Origin of the sequence: Ureibacillus xyleni, assembly GCF_900217795.1 — a bacterium.
GTDB classification, from domain to species: Bacteria; Bacillota; Bacilli; order Bacillales_A; family Planococcaceae; genus Ureibacillus; species Ureibacillus xyleni.
The window spans coordinates 25,646-43,691 of the sequence record NZ_OBMQ01000016.1 but is presented as its reverse complement, the minus strand read 5'-3'; the positions used below and the strand labels follow the sequence as shown (position 1 = coordinate 43,691).

Below are 18,046 nucleotides of genomic sequence, written 5' to 3'. Positions count from 1 at the left end.
AAATTTTTATTTTGCTGAACTAAAATTATTCGAAGTGATGCCATCTGGGTTGGTACGCAAATGAGCTTTAACCACTGTTCCATCTGCCCGTACATATGATTCCACTTGTGTCACTCCTGGAAAGTCTGGACATTGATATTTACTCGACTGACTTAATGGGTCATTTCCAAAACAACCATCCACATATCCTGTACCATGATTAATGGTTGAATAATCCCCTGCAATTTCTTCAAAAACTTCTGTGACGAGATCATCGTGATGGTCTGTTTGATGTTCCCCACCTACAAGTCCATTCCATAAATCAAACATCTTCATTTCCTCCTGAGTATGTTAAGCGTTTTTGTTCGTTTAATAGTTGATTGATTTGATAAATTTCTTGTTCGTTTTCTGTTGTTTGATGTTTATTTTTTTCTAGTTGTTCTCTAACGGCTTTTTCTTGTTCTGAAAGTCGATCATTGAAATACTGTAACGATTGCTCAAACACTTGATTTGCACTTTTTTCGATGTATCCGCAAACTTCATCCATAAATTGAAATTGAACTTGGATGAGTTTTTCACTAATATCAGATTTCATTTGTGGTATTAAATAATCAAGCTGTGATTTTTGCATCTTTCTTTGTAAATATGGAAGTCCAACCATCCCTAAAATCGGTAAGAAAATGGGACCTCCAAGGGCTAGCAATAATGTACTTGCTCCCCCTACTAAAAGGCCAGATGTGAGAAGGGGATCTGAATGTTTTTCGGTTTGCAGTTGAACTTCTTTCGCTGTTGCCACTTGATCATGACTTCTCATTGTTTGGATAGAGACTTTTTCTTTAAATAATTGCGCCAAGATGTCAGCTAATGCCACTTCTAACTTGCTGATAAGTTCATGAATATGAGGCGTATATCGTTCAATCCACATTTTCATTTTGCGTTTCATTAAGTTAGGAATTTCCTTTTCGAAAAATAGTTGCACTTGGCTTCCACTATAAACATCGATTCGATCATGAAGTTCTTCTTCTAATTCATTAAAAAACGTTTTTATCGATTGTCTTGCCATTTGGTTGAATTCCAAGACACGTTCATCTTTATAAGCCTTTAATTGTTCCAAAAATGCTACTTGCTCTTCTCGCCAATCCCGTAGTTGTTGCTGATATTGTTCTAGCTGTTCTGATGATTGTTCTATCATGAATTTTCGTTGTTCTAAAAGTGAAGTAAATTCTTCACAAATGTATGCGAACCGCTGCTCATAACGTTTATTTTTTTCTGTAATTCGCGTACCCGATTGACATAACCCAATCATTCTTTCTTTCACAAGAGGCATCCCTGAAATTTCATATAATTCTGCATCATCTTCAACAATCGCATCAATGGCTTCTAGTGAAGAAAATGGAATCACCTCAACAGTATTGAGATTTGTCCCCTGTTTTAGTTGACGCTGCATCTTATCGACAATGGCATCAATCTCTTCTTCGTTCACTTCATCAGCAAAATTTGCAATGAAAATAATTCGATCTAATCCATTTGCTAATAAAGTATGTGAAATAAAGTCATATTCCGTTTTTCGAAGAGGGGTACGGCAATCTAACAAAAAAAATACAACGTCAGCTCGTGGTATGTACTGATAAGTAATATCACTACGAAGCTCGTTTACATCATTTAGTCCAGGTGTATCCACTAGAACGATACGATCTTTTAAAAATGAAATTGGTTGTTCCACTCTTATCTGTTTAATTTCGTCTACATTGTAATGTTCTTTTGCTATAAATTGCCCTAAAACATTTGGATTGTCATCAATAAAAGATGTGCCATCAAAATATTCCACGATAACTTTTGGTTGTTGTCCTTATGTTATTAAATTGATCGTTGAAGTGGTTGGTGTAATGCCAGTCGGTAAAATGTCTTGTTCAATTAATGCATTTAAAAATGAGGACTTCCCTGTACTAAATTCACCTACGACAACGAATGAAAAGTGGTCTTCTTCAATATCAGTTTCTAGTAGTAATAATTTTTCTACTATAGATGTTATGTTATAATACTCCGCAAATTGTTTGTAACGATGAATTTCAGTTAATAAATTATTGCGGAATTGAGAGTCGTTCATATAATTTCTCCTCAGTTTTAACATAGTGACAATATTGATTAAAGTCATGTTCTAGTTTATTGATTAACATTTCACAACTGTTTCGTTTATGATCTAATGACGCTAATTTTTGTTGTACTTCGTCAGCCGCTAAATTTTGGTTATTAATGAGCATTTGGGAGCGATTTCGTTCTTGTGCAATTTTACCTTGGACAAGTTTTTGATATTCTTCTTTTAAATGGTTGTTTAGTTCTTTTAAGGATTTTTCTAGTTCCTTCGTTTGTTTAGACACGTTGCTATTGTAGCGATTTTTCACTTGTGTTTTTAAGCGGCCGTACATTGATTGATTATCTTCCTTTTGTGTCACATATGTATAAGCTGCACCTGCAAGTCCCGCACTAACAAGACCCCAACCCGCAACTCCACCTGTAAAGAAGAGAGATAATCCGCCTAAAACGACAGCCCCTGCACTTGCATTTTCTACTGTTTTTTTCACTTGGATTTCTTTGCGGACAATACGTTCTTCCCATTGTTCCTTATTGCTCGATAGACTCATCATGTTTTGCGTTAAATTTCCTAATTGATGATTCAATTTGCGTTCTTCATCACTAATAATCGAATGAATGGCATTTTGTACTTTTATTGATAGTTGTTCTGTTAGTTGTTTTTCTAATTTACCCGTCTCAAGGTCAATATTTGTTTTAATTACTTCGGGATCTTCTTGGCGCAAGATTCCTTGATTCATTGTCGCCTCAGCTACTTTAGCAATGTGACTTAATTGATCCGCATACCATCTTGAAATGGATTCTGATTGGAGGGACATCTTTTGCGTCATCTTTTTCGTCTTTTGATTTAGTTCATTCTCTACTTTTTTCAGTTGCATCTCTATGTCAGCAACACGTAGTTCAATATTTTCGATGTTATGATTTAGTGAATTGCGTTCAAATACTAGGTGTTCTTGAATCACGATTTCCAGTAATCGAATCGCACGTTCAACTGGTTTCCGTAATTTTTCGGTTCCACTTTCCGTTAATAAAAAATTCATTAAATGTTGCTCAAATTCCAACATTCCAGACTCTTCAATCGTTAGTTGTTGTTGTTTTCTTAATGCACGTCGACCAGATTTCACCTCTTCAATGCCCTTTAGTCGTTTATAGTGGTTTAACGCATGAAGGGATGAAACAAAATGAATTTTTGGCCTTTCCACTGTTATAGGTAAATTATCTAATACGACCTGTTGTATTTCTTCAAATTCTTCTTTTGTACGAATGCGATCTTTAAAATTAATGACAAAGAAGATTTTTTTAATATCTGCATCTAAAATACGAAGCAAAAATGACTTTTCTCTTGCTGTGAAAACCTGGCTTGCGTTTAAAAGGAAAATCGCTGCATCACTTTTCGGAATATATTCATTTGTAATTTGAACACGTTTTTCATCCATATCATTCGTTCCTGGACTATCAATCAATACGATATTGTTTTCACAAATAGGAGTTGGGTACCCGATTTCTAAATGTGTTGCTTTGCCAAATTGATTGCGAACCTTTTGGAGAAGTTGAAGATTTTTGCCTTCTGCTTTATGTTTATCGTCTGCAACATAGTTTAGAAACTCACTCTTGGATAGTCTTTCACTTTTTTTATTGTCATAATGGACTTCAAAGGTTGGCTGCGTACGATAATAAATTTTGTTTATCAATGCCGTTGTTGGTACATTGGATGAAGGAAGAAGTTCCTCTTGCAATAAAGCATTTAAAAATGTAGATTTTCCATTTGAAAATTCTCCAACAACAATGATTTCAAATTGTTCTCGTTTCAATGTCATTCGCGTTAAATGGAGGTCTTGTGCAATTTGTTCGATCCCTAATTCCTTCACAAACTTTTCGGCCTGTTGGAGGGATTGGTACGTTTTCGTTTTTGTTTCTTCAAATTTTTGTAAATGGCTCATTAATACCCCTCCTCTTCATAAGCGACTAATTGCCCGTCATTACTAATCCATGCATCTGTTCCTATACGATACCAACCTGAGTCCGCCGATATTTCATAAACGTTCACAACTTGACCTTGTCTTAATATCCCTTGACTTTCCGAAGCGCTATTTTCATTTACACGAACATGAAGATCGATTAAAATTCTTGCTGTTCCTATGGCTGTTTCATACGTTGAAATGTAATCGTAAAATTGATAAAAGGAACTATATTGGGGGTCACTTGTTACCCAACCATCCTCGCCAATTCGGTACCAACCTGTTGAATCAGAAATTTCATAGACATCCACTTTTGTCCCGTTTGGTAAAGTGCCCAATAAGTTTGATTGTTGAAAGTCCTCTTCTCGCACGTTTAATTTAGGTGTATTCACTGTTAATGTGCCAATTGGTTTACCATCAGCTACTGGATCAAAATTCCAATCAATCGTTAAGTATTTATCCGATTCAATCCAAGCGCTTTGGCCGATTTTCGCCCAATTGCTATTAGAAAGTTCATAAATATCTACATATGAGCTATTTTCAAGATAGCCGACCACTGCACTGTCCCTACTATTTTCAGAAAACACAGGGATAAACGGAACAGTTGTTTCTTCGGTTCTCAAAATAAGTTCATAGTCCATATTTAATCTTTGCTTTAATTGTTGCTGATACAATGTCATCTTTTCGTCGTCATAAAATACCCATGCATCTTCACCAATTTGCATCCAGCCATTTTCGGTAAAGGCCATGATTTCATAATCCTGATCGCCCAGATTGCCAATTTCCGCGGAATTATCATTTGCATTTTCGTAAACTATTACTTGTTCCCCACTTGTTTTGGAAACTGTAGCTAATCCGATTATTTCAGTTTGAGCGTATTCGTTTTGATCTGTCGGTTCATTATTAGAAATAATCTCTTCATCCGGTGCAAAACTATCCCTTATATCACCAAGCGCAAATGAGTCTTTGAACATGATAGATGTTGCAACAACTAATGGAATAACTGATGCAATGAAAAGCGGTCGAATATTACGTAACGATTTTTTAGGAACTACATTTAATTGTTCAAGTGGTTTTGGAAGTTGGATATCGAGTTTGATCGTTGTTTGTTGTAGTTTGTCTTTTTCGTTTTTTAGTTGCGCATTTAAAGATTGAATTGTTTCATCCACTATCCGTTGTTCTTTTAAGTGGGGTAATTCTTGTTGAAACTCTTTTGTTAATGTGGCAGCTCGCACATATCGCCTAACTTGCTTCATTTTTTGTTGCAATTTTACTAAATAGTCCAATTGTTGAATTTGATTATGTAGTAATATTTGAGACTTTAAATTTGCTTCGATCTGTTGTTCTCTTTGTTCTCTTACTTTGTTAATGGTGTTCATTTCTCGTTTAGTAATCCAAGATTGATAATGGTCTTTAATTTGTTGTCGTATAGTATTTTTCTCGGTTTGTAAACGGAATAAGGTTGCGTTTAATTCCTTTATTTTAATATTTAGTGCTTTCTCTTTTTCTATCAGTTGCTTACGTTGAGATTGATATTTTTTCAATACTTTCTTAGGTGTTTGGATTAACTTAATATAATTAATTTCTTTTCCTATTTCTTTTTGAATGCTTTGTTCATATGTGTTTACTTCATTTATTAAATTTTGAATTACCTTTTTAGTATCGAAGTATAGCTTTTCAAATTCCTTCCAATCTTTTAGTTGAGGTATGTCTTCAATTAAATATTTAAAATCCTTCCTTTTAACCCAATCATGTAAAGTTTTTGTTTTAGCGATACTTTCTACAAGTTGTTTATTGTTTTTAGCAGTTTGAGCGATTTCTTTAGCAATACGTGTTTGGACAATATGATTCTCATGTTCTACATCTACTGTATCATTTCGAATTTGCATTAAACTTTTTACATATCGTTTTGAGTTAATAACGTTAGTAAAGGCATCAGTAAATTCCAGCCAAAAGGATAAAAATTTAGTTTCAAATCGTTTATATTTTCGAGATTCTTTATCTTTTTTTATTTCATCAATTAGGCTTAACAACTTTGGAAAACCACTAATTTCAAGTAATTCCTGATCTATTGTTTCTTGAGCTTCCTTTGCTTCGATGGAGGAAACGCCGATTAAACTACGAATTCGTCCTCCTAACTTGTCAAACTCGTATTGAAGATAAGGAGTTATGTCATCTTCATCCGATTGATCTATCATATTGACGACACCAATTGGATCCAAACCGTTATCTTTTAGTTTTTTCAATACGTTAACTTCACTAAGTCTTCCAACTGATCCGTACCTAAAAATCCACATGCTGTCATCGGCTTCTTTGTATGCATCCGAAGCTTGGATTTCATGCTGCGAATGGTGAGCACCAAGTCCGGGTGTATCAATTAGTACAAGGTTTAAGAGGAAAGGATTTGGTAAGTAAAGATTAATTAATTGAATATTCTCTCGCTGCTTTTTTCCTTCTTTGTTTCTTTCTGATGTTAGTTTTTCCATTTCCTTAATGGATTTCCGTTCAACATTTCCATTTTCATATACAATTTCAATATATTTTTCTTTTGAATAACGCAAATACGTTGCAACAGCTGTCGTCGGAACTATCCCAGTTGCAATGACCTCTTCACCTAATAAAGTATTTATTAATGTAGACTTGCCCGCATTGAACTCCCCCATAACTATTAACCGAACTGGATCAGTCCAATGCACAATTAATCGTTCTAAAGGTGCCACTAATATTTGTAAATCATCATCTATTTTCATTGAATCCAACATTGATTTCATTACTTTAACAAAACTCAATTTTACTAGCCTCTCAATCATAGTCTAAAAGAACTATCATCCCATATGTAAATATTATAATTCCATCATATATAATAATTTATTTTTCAACTTTAGAGGAATTTAATTATTACTAGTTCGTTTAAATAATGGCAAATTGCATAGATTTTAGTGATGGTGAAAAGTAATGATTGTTTAAAATATTTTCACGACATGGTATAATAGAAACATTGTGTACAAAAGGGAATTAATAAACATTTCTGATTAAACATGAAAATGAATCAAAGGAGGAACTTACATGATTCAAGTTAGTAATGTAGGTCTTCGTTATGGCGATCGTAAACTATTTGAAGACGTAAATATTAAATTCACACCGGGTAACTGTTACGGACTTATCGGTGCAAATGGAGCTGGGAAATCAACTTTCATTAAAATTCTTGCTGGAGACATCGAACCACAAGAAGGCCACGTATCAATGGGGAAAGATGAACGTTTATCTGTCCTAAAACAAAATCACTTTGAGTACGATGAATTCAATGTACTTGATACAGTTATTATGGGGAATAAGCGCCTTTATGAGGTGAAGCAAGAAAAAGATGCAATCTACATGAAAGAAAATTTTTCTGATGAAGACGGTATGCGTGCTGCTGAACTTGAAGGCGAATTTGCTGAACTAAACGGGTGGGAAGCAGAATCAGAGGCTGCCACACTTTTAAACGGTTTAGGTATTGGTGATGAGTTCCACTACATGTTAATGAAAGACTTAGAAGGTTCTGAGAAAGTAAAAGTATTACTTGCTCAAGCGTTATTTGGTAAACCAGATGTACTATTACTAGATGAGCCTACCAACCACTTAGATTTAAAAGCAATCCAATGGTTAGAAGAGTTCTTAATTAACTTTGAAAACACGGTAATCGTTGTATCCCATGACCGTCACTTCTTAAATAAAGTTTGTACACACATTGCAGACTTAGACTTCGGGAAAATCCAACTTTACGTGGGGAACTATGATTTCTGGTATGAGTCATCTCAATTAGCGTTAAAAATGGCGCAAGACCAAAATGCGAAAAAAGAAGAAAAAATTAAAGAATTACAAGCGTTCATTGCACGTTTCTCTGCGAATGCATCTAAATCTAAACAAGCAACTAGCCGTAAAAAAATGTTGGATAAAATCGAGCTTGATGATATTCGTCCGTCAAGTCGTAAATATCCATTTATTAACTTCCAAATCGGCCGTGAAATCGGGAACGACGTATTAACAGTTGATGGTTTATCAGCTAGTCAAGAAGGCGAAGTATTATTTAAAGATATCCGCTTTATGATGAATAAAGATGATAAAATTGCGTTACTTGGAAACCCACATGCTAAAACGGCTTTAATGGACATTTTAATGGAGCGCCGTGAAGCAGATAGTGGCACATTCAAATGGGGTGTGACAACATCTCAAAGCTATTTCGAAAATGACCATGACAAATACTTTACTGGTAGTGAAAAATCATTAGTTGAATGGTTGCGCCAATATTCACCAGAAGACGAAACAGAGTCATTCTTACGAGGATTTTTAGGCCGTATGCTTTTCTCTGGTGAAGAAGTGAAAAAGTCCCCTTCTGTCTTATCAGGAGGAGAAAAAGTTCGTTGTATGTTATCAAAAATGATGTTATCTAGTGCGAACGTATTACTACTAGACGAACCAACGAACCACCTTGACTTAGAATCAATTCAAGCACTGAACGAAGGATTAATTCGTTTTAAAGGCGCAATGCTGTTCACTTCTCATGACCATCAGTTTATTCAAACAATCGCGAACCGCATCATTGAAATTCAAGATGACGGTACGATCTTAGATAAACAATTAACTTATGATGAATTCTTAGAGTGGAAAGATGCTCAAGGGATTAAATAATAATTTAGATTAGGTGTCACAATTTGTGGCACCTTTTTTATTGGTTGTATTTTAGTTTACATAATAATATTATTAGTTCGAATCTTTATTAATAAAATTTGCTTTTGATTTGAGGGATAAAGACTTCCAAACTACTATAAATTGGAGTGAAGCTTCTTCATGCCTTTTGCTAATTCACGGGATATAGTAATTTCCATCAATTTTGGCGCTTCAATAGGAGTATGAAGGAATATACGATCACTTTTTCTTGATTGCTTTGTCTTTCATCACTAGTTTGAAGGACATTACATTCACTTTCACTCGCTGTTTTGTCTTTCATCGCTGCTATGAAGGACACTTCATTCACTTTTCACAAGTTTACTGAAAATAAGTGCAATTCGAATTATATTACGTTATAGTATCTTTACAAGGAGGAATTTGATTTGAAGTATTTACTCACGATTTTTTCCTTAATTTTATTAATTGGTTGTACCCAAGAAATAGTTGACTCCCCACCAACAGATCCTGTAAATAAAGAAGAAGCGAAAACTGATTTTAAACATTTTTTTAAACCTGATGGCACTACCTCCACATTTTTAGGAGAAGGAAATGAGTATGCGTCCTATACAGAAAAAACGAAATGGCTTTCGGACAATTATGTTGCAACGGTCATTGATAATGGTGGAGCGACGACAATGAAAGTTTATCGTGTATTAGAGGATCGCATTGACTTAGTTTACGATGAGCTTGTTGAGGAAATGCCGAATGATGTTGTTTATCCAGAAGTACAAAGTTTGGATAAACTAGAAGCGGTTGAACCATATTTAGCAAGTCCAATCGAAGTCGGAACTACTTTCGGAAATTGGAAGATTGTAGAAACAGGAGCATCCATTGACACTCATTTCGAAACGTTTGAGAATGCAATTGTTATTGAGGAACAGGGTGAAGATTTTACAAATCGAAAATATGTCGTAGAAGGGTTTGGCGTTGTTAAATCTGAATCTGTTATGGTGACAGATACAAATGAGGAATATATTGTCACTTCTACATTAGAGAGAATAGAGTAAACTATGCAAACGTGAAAAGAGACATTCCCCTCTAGGAATGTCTCGGATTAACGAATGTAATTTAATTTTTAAAAATTAAAGTTTAACAACGTTAGCAGCTTGTGGTCCGCGGTTGCCATCTACAACTTCGAATTCCACTTTTTGACCTTCGTCAAGAGTTTTGAAACCTTCACCTTGGATAGCTGAGAAGTGTACGAATACGTCGTTTTCACCTTCAACTTCGATGAATCCAAAACCTTTTTCTGAGTTAAACCATTTTACTGTACCTTGTTTCATTTAAGAAAACCTCCAAAAAAATAAATGTTAACAATATGTGATTGATTACCGAAATAAAAATTCACATATTACGAAGAGTACCGACATTACACCGATCACTCTTTGTAATATGTGAATCATTTGTACCCGGTCAAGCAATTTTATTGTTACCTTAAGTATACCATCATATTACAATTTGTCAAACACTTTCTGAACCTTTTTTATAATATTCTTTTATTTCTGTAAATTGATCGGCTTACTCTTATTATGAACTACCTTTCGACAATTATACCATGATAAATTTGAATATCATCTTCACAAGCCTCACAATACATTCTTTCGTCCATTGTCCAGAATGCGTAATATTTCCCTTCCCTACTCTCTTCTTTGTCGTATCGGGTACGAAATTCCTTTAATAAGTTATTTAAAGCATGGTCCATTTCTTCTTTTGTTTCATATTCATTTTCAGTCACAATAGTAGATTCCCATCCTTCAAACTTCCACCAAGGTTCATAATCTGCCTTCATATAGATAATCTTATACATTAAGTCATATACCCTCGCCTTCTACTATTGTATTTTAGTTAACTAATAGTAATATGTCTATTTTTGAAATCTGCAATATGGTAAAATTATTCTATCTTTAAAAGATTTGGAGGAGTGACAACACTATATGTTCTCATTAAAACCAAAAGCGGATGTGAATCTTTTATTTACTCGGGGCACTAATTTAAACGCTAGTGGTCGATTTTTACAAACACTTCAATTTAATCATTTTACAAGTCAAGATCAAGAAAATTTAAGAGAAATTTATAAAGAACTCCAACGAATGACAACAAAGATGAATGAAATTTTTAGCAACTATTTAGAAGAAATATCACCAGATGGGCAAAATCATATCTCTGTTGAAGAGATTGATCAATATTTGAAACAGTTTTTCTTAGCCGACCGCAATGATGAGTATGTGGATCATACCGTTAATTTTTTCAATTTATTTCGAAAACATCATTATGAAGCGGGCAAATTAATCGTTGTCTTTAATCAACTATCATTTTTTATTACTACCCACATCTTACATAATTTTGGACTAAAACCGAATAAGGCATTTTCTTATATGAAAACTTTATCTTCAGCCTTTAATATTGATCAACAATTATTAATTGAAACGTTAACAGAAAAAGTCATCGAAAATGTAGTAAGTGAAATTTCTTCTTTAATGGATGTGAATGCAAAAATCATGTACATGAAAGATTTAGTATTTAGTTTAGATCAGCAAGCAATTGAAATCCAAACATCCACATCTGCAACTGAAGAACTTGCTGCATCTATAGCTGATATTGCACGTACTTCTAGTAACATTTCCGAAAAGACGACTCAATCTGTACAATATGCAACAAACAGTAAAAATGCTATTGAACAAGCTTTAAATGATATTTTCAAAACTGGTGATACTTTCACATCAATCGTTCATTCTTTCGACCAGTTACAAAAGCATGTGAAAGATATTGAAAATGTAGTCACTATTATAAATGAAATTGCGGATCAGACCAATTTACTTGCTCTCAATGCCTCCATTGAAGCAGCTCGTGCTGGCGAACATGGTAAGGGCTTTTCAATTGTTGCACAGGAAGTAAGAAAACTAGCAGAAAACACGGTAGCTGCTTTAAGTACGGTATCTAATAATGTCGATTCATTAATATCTTATTCAACAAATGTTGCACAATCCATTTCAGATACGTCTCAAATTATTAATGCAGCCTCTTCTGAAGCGCGAGATACATTGCCACTTCTTACAAATATTGTTGATACGATTCAACAAATCAATCAAGATGTTGCAAATACAGCAGCCATTACAGAACAACAATCTGCTGCCATTGATGAAGTTTCAGATAAAATGAACAAAATATTACACTTACAAGATGATATTCGAGTTTATAGTTCAAATACTTCTCATGATATTCACCTGCTTGGAAAAGAGATCAATCGTTTCCGTAATGATGTGATCACAAATAATCACACATATTTATCGAGCAATACGCTTCTGCATTTGTCAAAGGCGGACCATATTTTATGGAAATGGAAGGTTTATAATATGTTTTTAGGGTTAGAAAAACTTCAACCTTCTGATGTTTCCTCACATAAAGAATGTCGTCTAGGAAAATGGTATTTTTCTGATAAGGCAAAAGAACGATTTGGACACCTACCATCTTATGAGCAGCTTGATTATTATCATGAAAAAGTACATCTATATGCAAAAGAAGCTGTACTTGAATATACAAATGGGAACGTTGATAAGGCTGAACACTATTTGAAAGAAATTGAAGCTGCATCAGAAAAAGTTTTATTTTATTTAAATGACTTAATTGAACAGATTCAATAATGAAGGGAGATACCAATATGGCAAAACGGGCACATATTATCTTTTTTGGTGATGTCGACGGAACTGGGTATCGTTTTTTCATTAAACAGAAAGCCATTAATTTAGGGTTAAAAGGTTTTTGTAAGTTAAATGAACAGAAACAAATCGAAGTAGAGGTCGAGGGGAAAACGAATTCAGTTGACGAATTTCTAAAATTTATTGAAAAAGGGGTTAGTCTCCAAGCCAATTCAAATGCCTTTGAAATTGAAATTTATGACGAACTTAAAGGATACGTTACAATGGAGTCGGATATAGTATAACCGACTCTAAATTTTTTGTTTTGTATTTAAAAACCCCGTAATATATTGTAGGATTATACTTATAAAAAACAAAACTTGTGAAACTTTTTGAACGCTTCATTCGTAATACAATTATAGAACTAGAGGAGGTACGAACATGCTTGGAGCCATGAATTTTATAAGTCGCCATGCAATAAATTTTATTATAAGTTTCACAGTATTTATCGTTACTATTGTAAATCTTCCTGTTGACTTAGCTATTTTTGTCGTGCCGGTATCCACCATTGCATCCTACTTTTTAAGTAATAAAGGTGTTAAGGCTATTCAAAAATCAAAAAGAAGTAAAGCAATTGGCATATCCAATTCTGAGTATAAGCATATTGAAGCACAGTTAAAAACAGCTAAAGGCCATTTAAATTCTTTAACACAACAGTATATTCGCGTTCGTTCCATTCGATCATTCAAATTATTGAACGAAATGACAAAGCTTTCTAAACGGATCATTAATATTGTGCAAACCAATCCACAAAAGTTTTACTCAGTAGAAGATTTCTTCTATTCTCATTTACCTTCTGCTGTACAGTTAACACAAACGTATACAATGTTAACGCAGCAACAAGTAAAAGATGCTGAAATCCACCTTGCTTTAGAGGATACTCGTAAAACTTTACAAGATCTTCACGGTACAATGGAGCAAGATTTAAAATCCGCTCTTGAATCCGACTTAGAAAGTTTACGAATGGAAATTGACTTTGTAAAACTAGAAAACGAGAAAAAACGTCAACAAATCGAATTTCGAGGTGACAATCGATGACAGAAAATAAGAGCTCACATCATCCATTTGAAGCGCTATCAACTAATGGGAGCTCTTTTTTTGATGTGAAGGAATCGTCTATTGCTACTTTCCAAACATTAAGTCAAGAAGAACAATCCCGTGCCCTTTTTCTAGCTAGCAAATTTGATGCTACTGTTTACGAAAACGTACTTCAATTTGGTGCCGATGTTCAACAATCATTAAAAAATTTCACTCATAACATGTTATTACGTGTGCAACGAAATGATACATCACCCATCCGAGAAGTATTGCATAAATTGATGGAGCATCTTGAAAAAATTAATCCTGATGATTTAATTGAAAGCGAAAAAGGATTTTTTAGTAAGCTTTTCAAACGTTCCAAATCATCCATTCAAGAAGTCGTGTCTCAATATAATCGGCTGAGTAAACAAATTGATCGTTTAAGTATTCAATTACAACATGCTCAAAAAGGCCTTTTAGCTGATATGAATATGTTAAATGAATTGTATCGTCTAAATGAAGATTATTTTCAAAACTTAAATATTTACATTGCTGCTGGTGAATTGAAAAAGCAAGACCTGATTAAAAATTCATTGCCAGCATTAGAACAATCTTTAGCTGCATCAACAAACCCTATGGACAAGCAGCGAGTTGTGGACTTACAAAGTTCCATTGAATGGTTAGATAAACGGCTATATGATTTGCAAATTTCACGTGAAGTGGCCATTCAAACGGCTCCACAAATACGAATGATCCAACAAACAAACCAAATGTTAATTGAAAAAATCCAAGCTTCTGTGATGTCCACGATTCCGTTGTGGCAATCTCAAATTTCAATTTTGGTTAATATGAATAATCAAAGAAGAGCCAATATTGCATCTCAGCGTTTAATGGAGACATCGGATAAAATGATACAAAAAAATGCACGTATGATTGAAGAGACTTCAAAAGATTCTAGACGCCACAGAGCGATTAGCCATGAGGACATTGACAAATTTAAAGCAACGCAATTGCAATTAATCGAATCGATTGAAGAAACGTTACGGGTTCAAGCAGAAAGTAACAAACAGCATGCTACGATTGAAGTAAATATCGACAAACTATAATAAAAAGCAGACTCCGTTTTTCAGTAGAGTCTGCTTTTAGATTATTCAAAGTAGCTTTTGTAGTAGCCGCCTACGTTTCCAGTGTTATCAATGATGAAAATGAATTCTTCTGTTTCGTTTTTCACTTCATATTCTTTGCCAACTGTTAATACATTGGACACTAAATATTTTTCTGCATTCGTATTAATACATTTTACTTTTTTAATTGTTGGCGCATCTTTCCATTTTAAATTTAACATCGAAATTTACCTCACTTTATCTTTGTTCCATCCTATAATTATAACCGATTTCGTGCCTTTTGTGGAAATTAAATCACATTTAAACATCAATATATTAAAATTTGGTACTATAAACTAAAGGAGTGAATCAAATGTCTTTAACGATTTCATACGGTGGAGTTCCTGTATGGTTCTTTGTAATCGCGATTGTTTTTGTCATCGTATTCATCATTGTATCTGAATGGAATTCTCGAAGTTAATTTACAAATTCAAAGTAAAAAATAATACAAAAAGTAGTAAGCCAATACTAGAACTTATTAACATGTAAATCGCCGCTTTATTTTGTCCGTATTTGGATTCAATCATTATATTGATTGTTAAAAGAATGGCAAATATTATCAAAATCCAGAAAATATGAACTACAAACTGTTTAAAGATGAATAAGAACAGGATGAAACCTAATAAAATTGTGCTTCCGTAAATCGTATATTTCGCTACTGTATTTTCCCCACCATATGTTATTTTTTTCACCTTATATTTTCTTTTTAAAAATTTCTCGGCTAATGTAGTAAAAATCGCATTGAAGAGTACAAACATAGGTAACCAACTTGTAAATTGCTCCCTTGTTAATTTATACACTGTGTTTTCAAAATTAGGATGATCATTAAAATACCATTCTTTCGTATCAACATCATAGATATATCCTGGTTCAGATAATAGCACTTTGTATTTTTTTAATGAATCATTTGGATATTTTAATATTAAGTCTACATAATCACCGTGCAAATAAATGGTACTTGGTTGAGGAGCTACTACTTTTTTATTTGCTGTTAATTGGTTTTGGAACTCTTTTAATATTTGTTCATCGTCGTTTATCCTTATAAAAGTATACCAGGAAGATGGTTGAACATCGAATTGATCAAACTCTGAATCATGGAGAAAATATACACTTTCTAATACATGTTCAGAAGCTTGTTGAATTGCCATTTCCTCTTTACTTGTAGACGTTAAAAGGGCAAAAATAAGAAAAACAAGGGCGATGGTGACGAACCCTGTAAGTACATTAATGAAGTATTTAGGTTTTGATAATTTCGTTTCAATCTTCTGCCACGTTTCCTTTTCAATTTTTTCGTTCCGTGGAAGGTCCTTTAAGTCATCCCATATTGTTTTTTTAGTATTCAACGTTCTCAACCCCTTCCCAAATCTTCCTTAATGTATTGATTGCTTGCCTTTGTGTATTTTTCACTTTATCCGTATTCCAGCCTAAAATTTGCGCTGTCTCTTCTATGGAAAGCTGTTCAATTTTACGTAAAATGAGAACTTCTCGGTGATGGACCTTTAATTTCGATAAAGCGTCAAACAGCGCTTTCCTCGCTTCATTTTCAAGAATATATTGCATTGCATCGTCTTGTACGGTTTGTTCATGCTTATTTAGAAAAGGGATAAATTGTATTATTTTCTTCCTTCTTAAGTAATCATAAACTACATTTCTAGCAATTTTTCGAAGCCATGTTAGTTCGCTTGCCTCATTTCTGAAATGATTATAGTTTTTATAGGCTTTTAAAAAAGTATCCTGCAATAAGTCCTCTGCTATTGATTCATTTTGTACTAAGTAAAATATGTATTTAAATATCGTTCGGTTATGTTCACGGTATAGTTGATCCAATACGCTACCCCCTTCCCTACTACTATAGACGAACGAATCTTATAAAAGTGTAATAAAGAAATAAAAAAAGACAAATCCCCTTGCAAGAGATTTGTCTAAAATATTATTTTAATGTACGTTTTAAGAATTCTTTTGTACGTTCATGTTTTGGATTTACAAGTACTTGTTCAGGTGGACCTTCTTCAACAATAACCCCTTTGTCCATGAACACGATTCGATCTGATACTTCACGGGCAAATTCCATTTCGTGGGTAACAATTAGCATTGTGTTTCCTTCATCTGCTAATTGGCGCATGACTTTTAATACTTCTCCTACCATTTCTGGGTCTAACGCTGAAGTTGGCTCGTCAAAAAGCATTACTTCTGGATCCATTGCAAGGGCACGGGCAATGGCCACACGCTGCTTTTGACCGCCTGATAGTTGTTTCGGCTTAGCATTGACGTATAGGTCCATGCCTACTGTTTTTAAATATTTTAACGCATTTTGTTTCGCTGCTTCTTTTGAGCGTTTTAAAACTTTTAATTGGCCAACCATACAGTTTTTTAAAACATTGTGGTTGTTAAACAGATTAAACTGTTGAAATACCATTCCTAAGTGAGTTCGGTATTTTCTAACATCATGTTTATCGTCTAATATATTTTCACCATTATAAATAATTTCTCCACCACTTGGCGTTTCTAACAGGTTGATACAACGTAATAGCGTTGATTTCCCCGATCCTGAAGAACCGATTAAGCAAACTACTTCACCTTTATTTACTGTGAAATTTACATCGCGCAGCACTTCATGGTTGCCAAATGATTTATTCAGATGTTTGATTTCAATAACTTTTTCCATCTTTTGATCTCCTTACGCGATTAGTACATTTGCTCTTCTCGACGTTGTTCTACTTGATAAGCATTTTGGCCGTCCATTCTCTTTTCAACATAGCGTAAAATACGTGAAGCTACAAATGTCATGACTAAGTACATAATACATGTAATTAGATAAGATTCTGCAAATCGGAAGTTCGCGCCTGCGATTGATTTTGTCGTAAAGAATAATTCCGTAACACTAATTACACTTAATACGGCAGAATCTTTAATGTTCATAATTAATTGGTTACCTGTTGCAGGTAAAATATTTCGGAACACTTGAGGTAAAATGACATGAATCATTGTTTGGAAGTGACCCATCCCGATTGCTTCCGCTGCTTCGTACTGTCCTTTATCAATGGATACAATTCCACCACGAACATATTCCGCCATATAAGCACCTGTATTTAAGCCTACAACAACTATCGCTGCAATAAAGCGATCCATTTCATATCCATAAGCAGCAATCCCATAGAATACAACCATTGCCTGTACAATCATTGGTGTACCACGGAAGATTTCTACGTAAACTGTTAGTATGAAGTTGATAATTTTTAAGATGATTGACTTAACAGATTTCTTACGAAGAGGAATCGTATGCATTACGCCGATAAATAATCCGATTAATGCACCAATAATTGTACTAATAATTGCAATTAGTAGCGTCATATATGCGCCGCGTAAATAGCTTGGCCAATTCTCTTGTAGTATTGAGAGTATTATTTCAAAACTCATAAATATCCTCCTT

At 34.0% G+C, this 18,046-nt stretch carries 16 protein-coding genes and 1 pseudogene; 6 read left to right on the top strand and 11 right to left on the bottom strand.

Annotated elements, in window-relative coordinates; all coding sequences use genetic code 11:
* Positions 1-6 precede the first annotated feature (6 nt).
* The 4 genes and pseudogenes from CRO00_RS17540 to CRO00_RS17520 all read right to left on the bottom strand — a co-directional run bounded on the left by CRO00_RS17540 (position 7) and on the right by CRO00_RS17520 (position 6,817).
* Entirely contained in the window at positions 7-309 is a 303-nt protein-coding gene (locus tag CRO00_RS17540) for a hypothetical protein (RefSeq protein ID WP_097074976.1), read from the bottom strand.
* Positions 302-2,086 (bottom strand): annotated as a pseudogene (locus tag CRO00_RS17535) (dynamin family protein). Before CRO00_RS17535 ends, CRO00_RS17540 begins: the two are co-directional and overlap by 8 nt.
* On the bottom strand, positions 2,061-4,010 hold the full coding sequence (locus tag CRO00_RS17525; RefSeq protein WP_097074973.1) for a dynamin family protein: 1,950 nt from the start codon (positions 4,008-4,010) through the stop codon (positions 2,061-2,063). Before CRO00_RS17525 ends, CRO00_RS17535 begins: the two are co-directional and overlap by 26 nt.
* Complete coding sequence (locus tag CRO00_RS17520) at positions 4,010-6,817, bottom strand: dynamin family protein (protein ID WP_161946726.1); 2,808 nt, start codon at positions 6,815-6,817, stop codon at positions 4,010-4,012. The genes CRO00_RS17525 and CRO00_RS17520 overlap by 1 nt, the downstream gene beginning before the upstream one ends.
* A gap of 277 nt (positions 6,818-7,094) precedes the next feature.
* Here CRO00_RS17520 and CRO00_RS17515 point away from each other — a divergent pair, with 277 nt between their 5' ends.
* Positions 7,095-8,699, top strand: coding sequence for an ABC-F family ATP-binding cassette domain-containing protein (locus tag CRO00_RS17515; protein WP_097074971.1), 1,605 nt, complete (start codon positions 7,095-7,097; stop codon positions 8,697-8,699).
* Between the two features lie 422 nt (positions 8,700-9,121).
* A complete protein-coding gene (locus tag CRO00_RS17510) occupies positions 9,122-9,745 on the top strand; it encodes a hypothetical protein (RefSeq protein WP_097074970.1) in 624 nt (207 codons plus the stop codon).
* 75 nt (positions 9,746-9,820) lie between these two features.
* Here the strand turns inward: CRO00_RS17510 and CRO00_RS17505 are convergent, their stop codons facing one another.
* Entirely contained in the window at positions 9,821-10,021 is a 201-nt protein-coding gene (locus CRO00_RS17505; RefSeq protein WP_036179813.1) for a cold-shock protein, read from the bottom strand.
* A gap of 251 nt (positions 10,022-10,272) precedes the next feature.
* The gene (locus tag CRO00_RS17500; RefSeq protein ID WP_097074969.1) at positions 10,273-10,545 is read right to left on the bottom strand and encodes a DUF1033 family protein; all 273 of its coding nucleotides are present in this window, start codon (positions 10,543-10,545) and stop codon (positions 10,273-10,275) included.
* 127 nt (positions 10,546-10,672) lie between these two features.
* Here CRO00_RS17500 and CRO00_RS17495 point away from each other — a divergent pair, with 127 nt between their 5' ends.
* The 4 genes from CRO00_RS17495 (at position 10,673) to CRO00_RS17480 (ending at position 14,559) form a co-directional block, all read left to right on the top strand.
* Entirely contained in the window at positions 10,673-12,379 is a 1,707-nt protein-coding gene (locus CRO00_RS17495) for a globin-coupled sensor protein (RefSeq protein WP_097074968.1), read from the top strand.
* 17 nt (positions 12,380-12,396) lie between these two features.
* Positions 12,397-12,678 (top strand): acylphosphatase, encoded by a 282-nt coding sequence (locus CRO00_RS17490; protein WP_097074967.1) that lies wholly within the window; start codon positions 12,397-12,399, stop codon positions 12,676-12,678.
* A gap of 136 nt (positions 12,679-12,814) precedes the next feature.
* Positions 12,815-13,471 (top strand): 5-bromo-4-chloroindolyl phosphate hydrolysis family protein, encoded by a 657-nt coding sequence (locus CRO00_RS17485; protein WP_097074966.1) that lies wholly within the window; start codon positions 12,815-12,817, stop codon positions 13,469-13,471.
* Entirely contained in the window at positions 13,468-14,559 is a 1,092-nt protein-coding gene (locus tag CRO00_RS17480) for a toxic anion resistance protein (protein WP_097074965.1), read from the top strand. The genes CRO00_RS17485 and CRO00_RS17480 overlap by 4 nt, the downstream gene beginning before the upstream one ends.
* A 41-nt stretch (positions 14,560-14,600) precedes the next feature.
* Here CRO00_RS17480 and CRO00_RS17475 read toward each other — a convergent pair whose 3' ends face one another.
* From CRO00_RS17475 to CRO00_RS17455, 5 genes are all read right to left on the bottom strand, one after another.
* Positions 14,601-14,798: a DUF6501 family protein gene (locus CRO00_RS17475; protein WP_097074964.1), complete on the bottom strand. Its 198-nt coding sequence runs from the start codon at positions 14,796-14,798 to the stop codon at positions 14,601-14,603.
* A 240-nt stretch (positions 14,799-15,038) separates the two neighbouring features.
* On the bottom strand, positions 15,039-15,959 hold the full coding sequence (locus CRO00_RS17470) for a hypothetical protein (RefSeq protein WP_097074963.1): 921 nt from the start codon (positions 15,957-15,959) through the stop codon (positions 15,039-15,041).
* A complete protein-coding gene (locus tag CRO00_RS17465; protein WP_097074962.1) occupies positions 15,949-16,443 on the bottom strand; it encodes an RNA polymerase sigma factor in 495 nt (164 codons plus the stop codon). The genes CRO00_RS17470 and CRO00_RS17465 overlap by 11 nt, the downstream gene beginning before the upstream one ends.
* A 103-nt stretch (positions 16,444-16,546) precedes the next feature.
* Complete coding sequence (locus CRO00_RS17460) at positions 16,547-17,281, bottom strand: amino acid ABC transporter ATP-binding protein (protein ID WP_097074961.1); 735 nt, start codon at positions 17,279-17,281, stop codon at positions 16,547-16,549.
* Between the two features lie 20 nt (positions 17,282-17,301).
* Positions 17,302-18,033, bottom strand: coding sequence for an amino acid ABC transporter permease (locus CRO00_RS17455; protein ID WP_097074960.1), 732 nt, complete (start codon positions 18,031-18,033; stop codon positions 17,302-17,304).
* Positions 18,034-18,046: the final 13 nt, after the last annotated feature.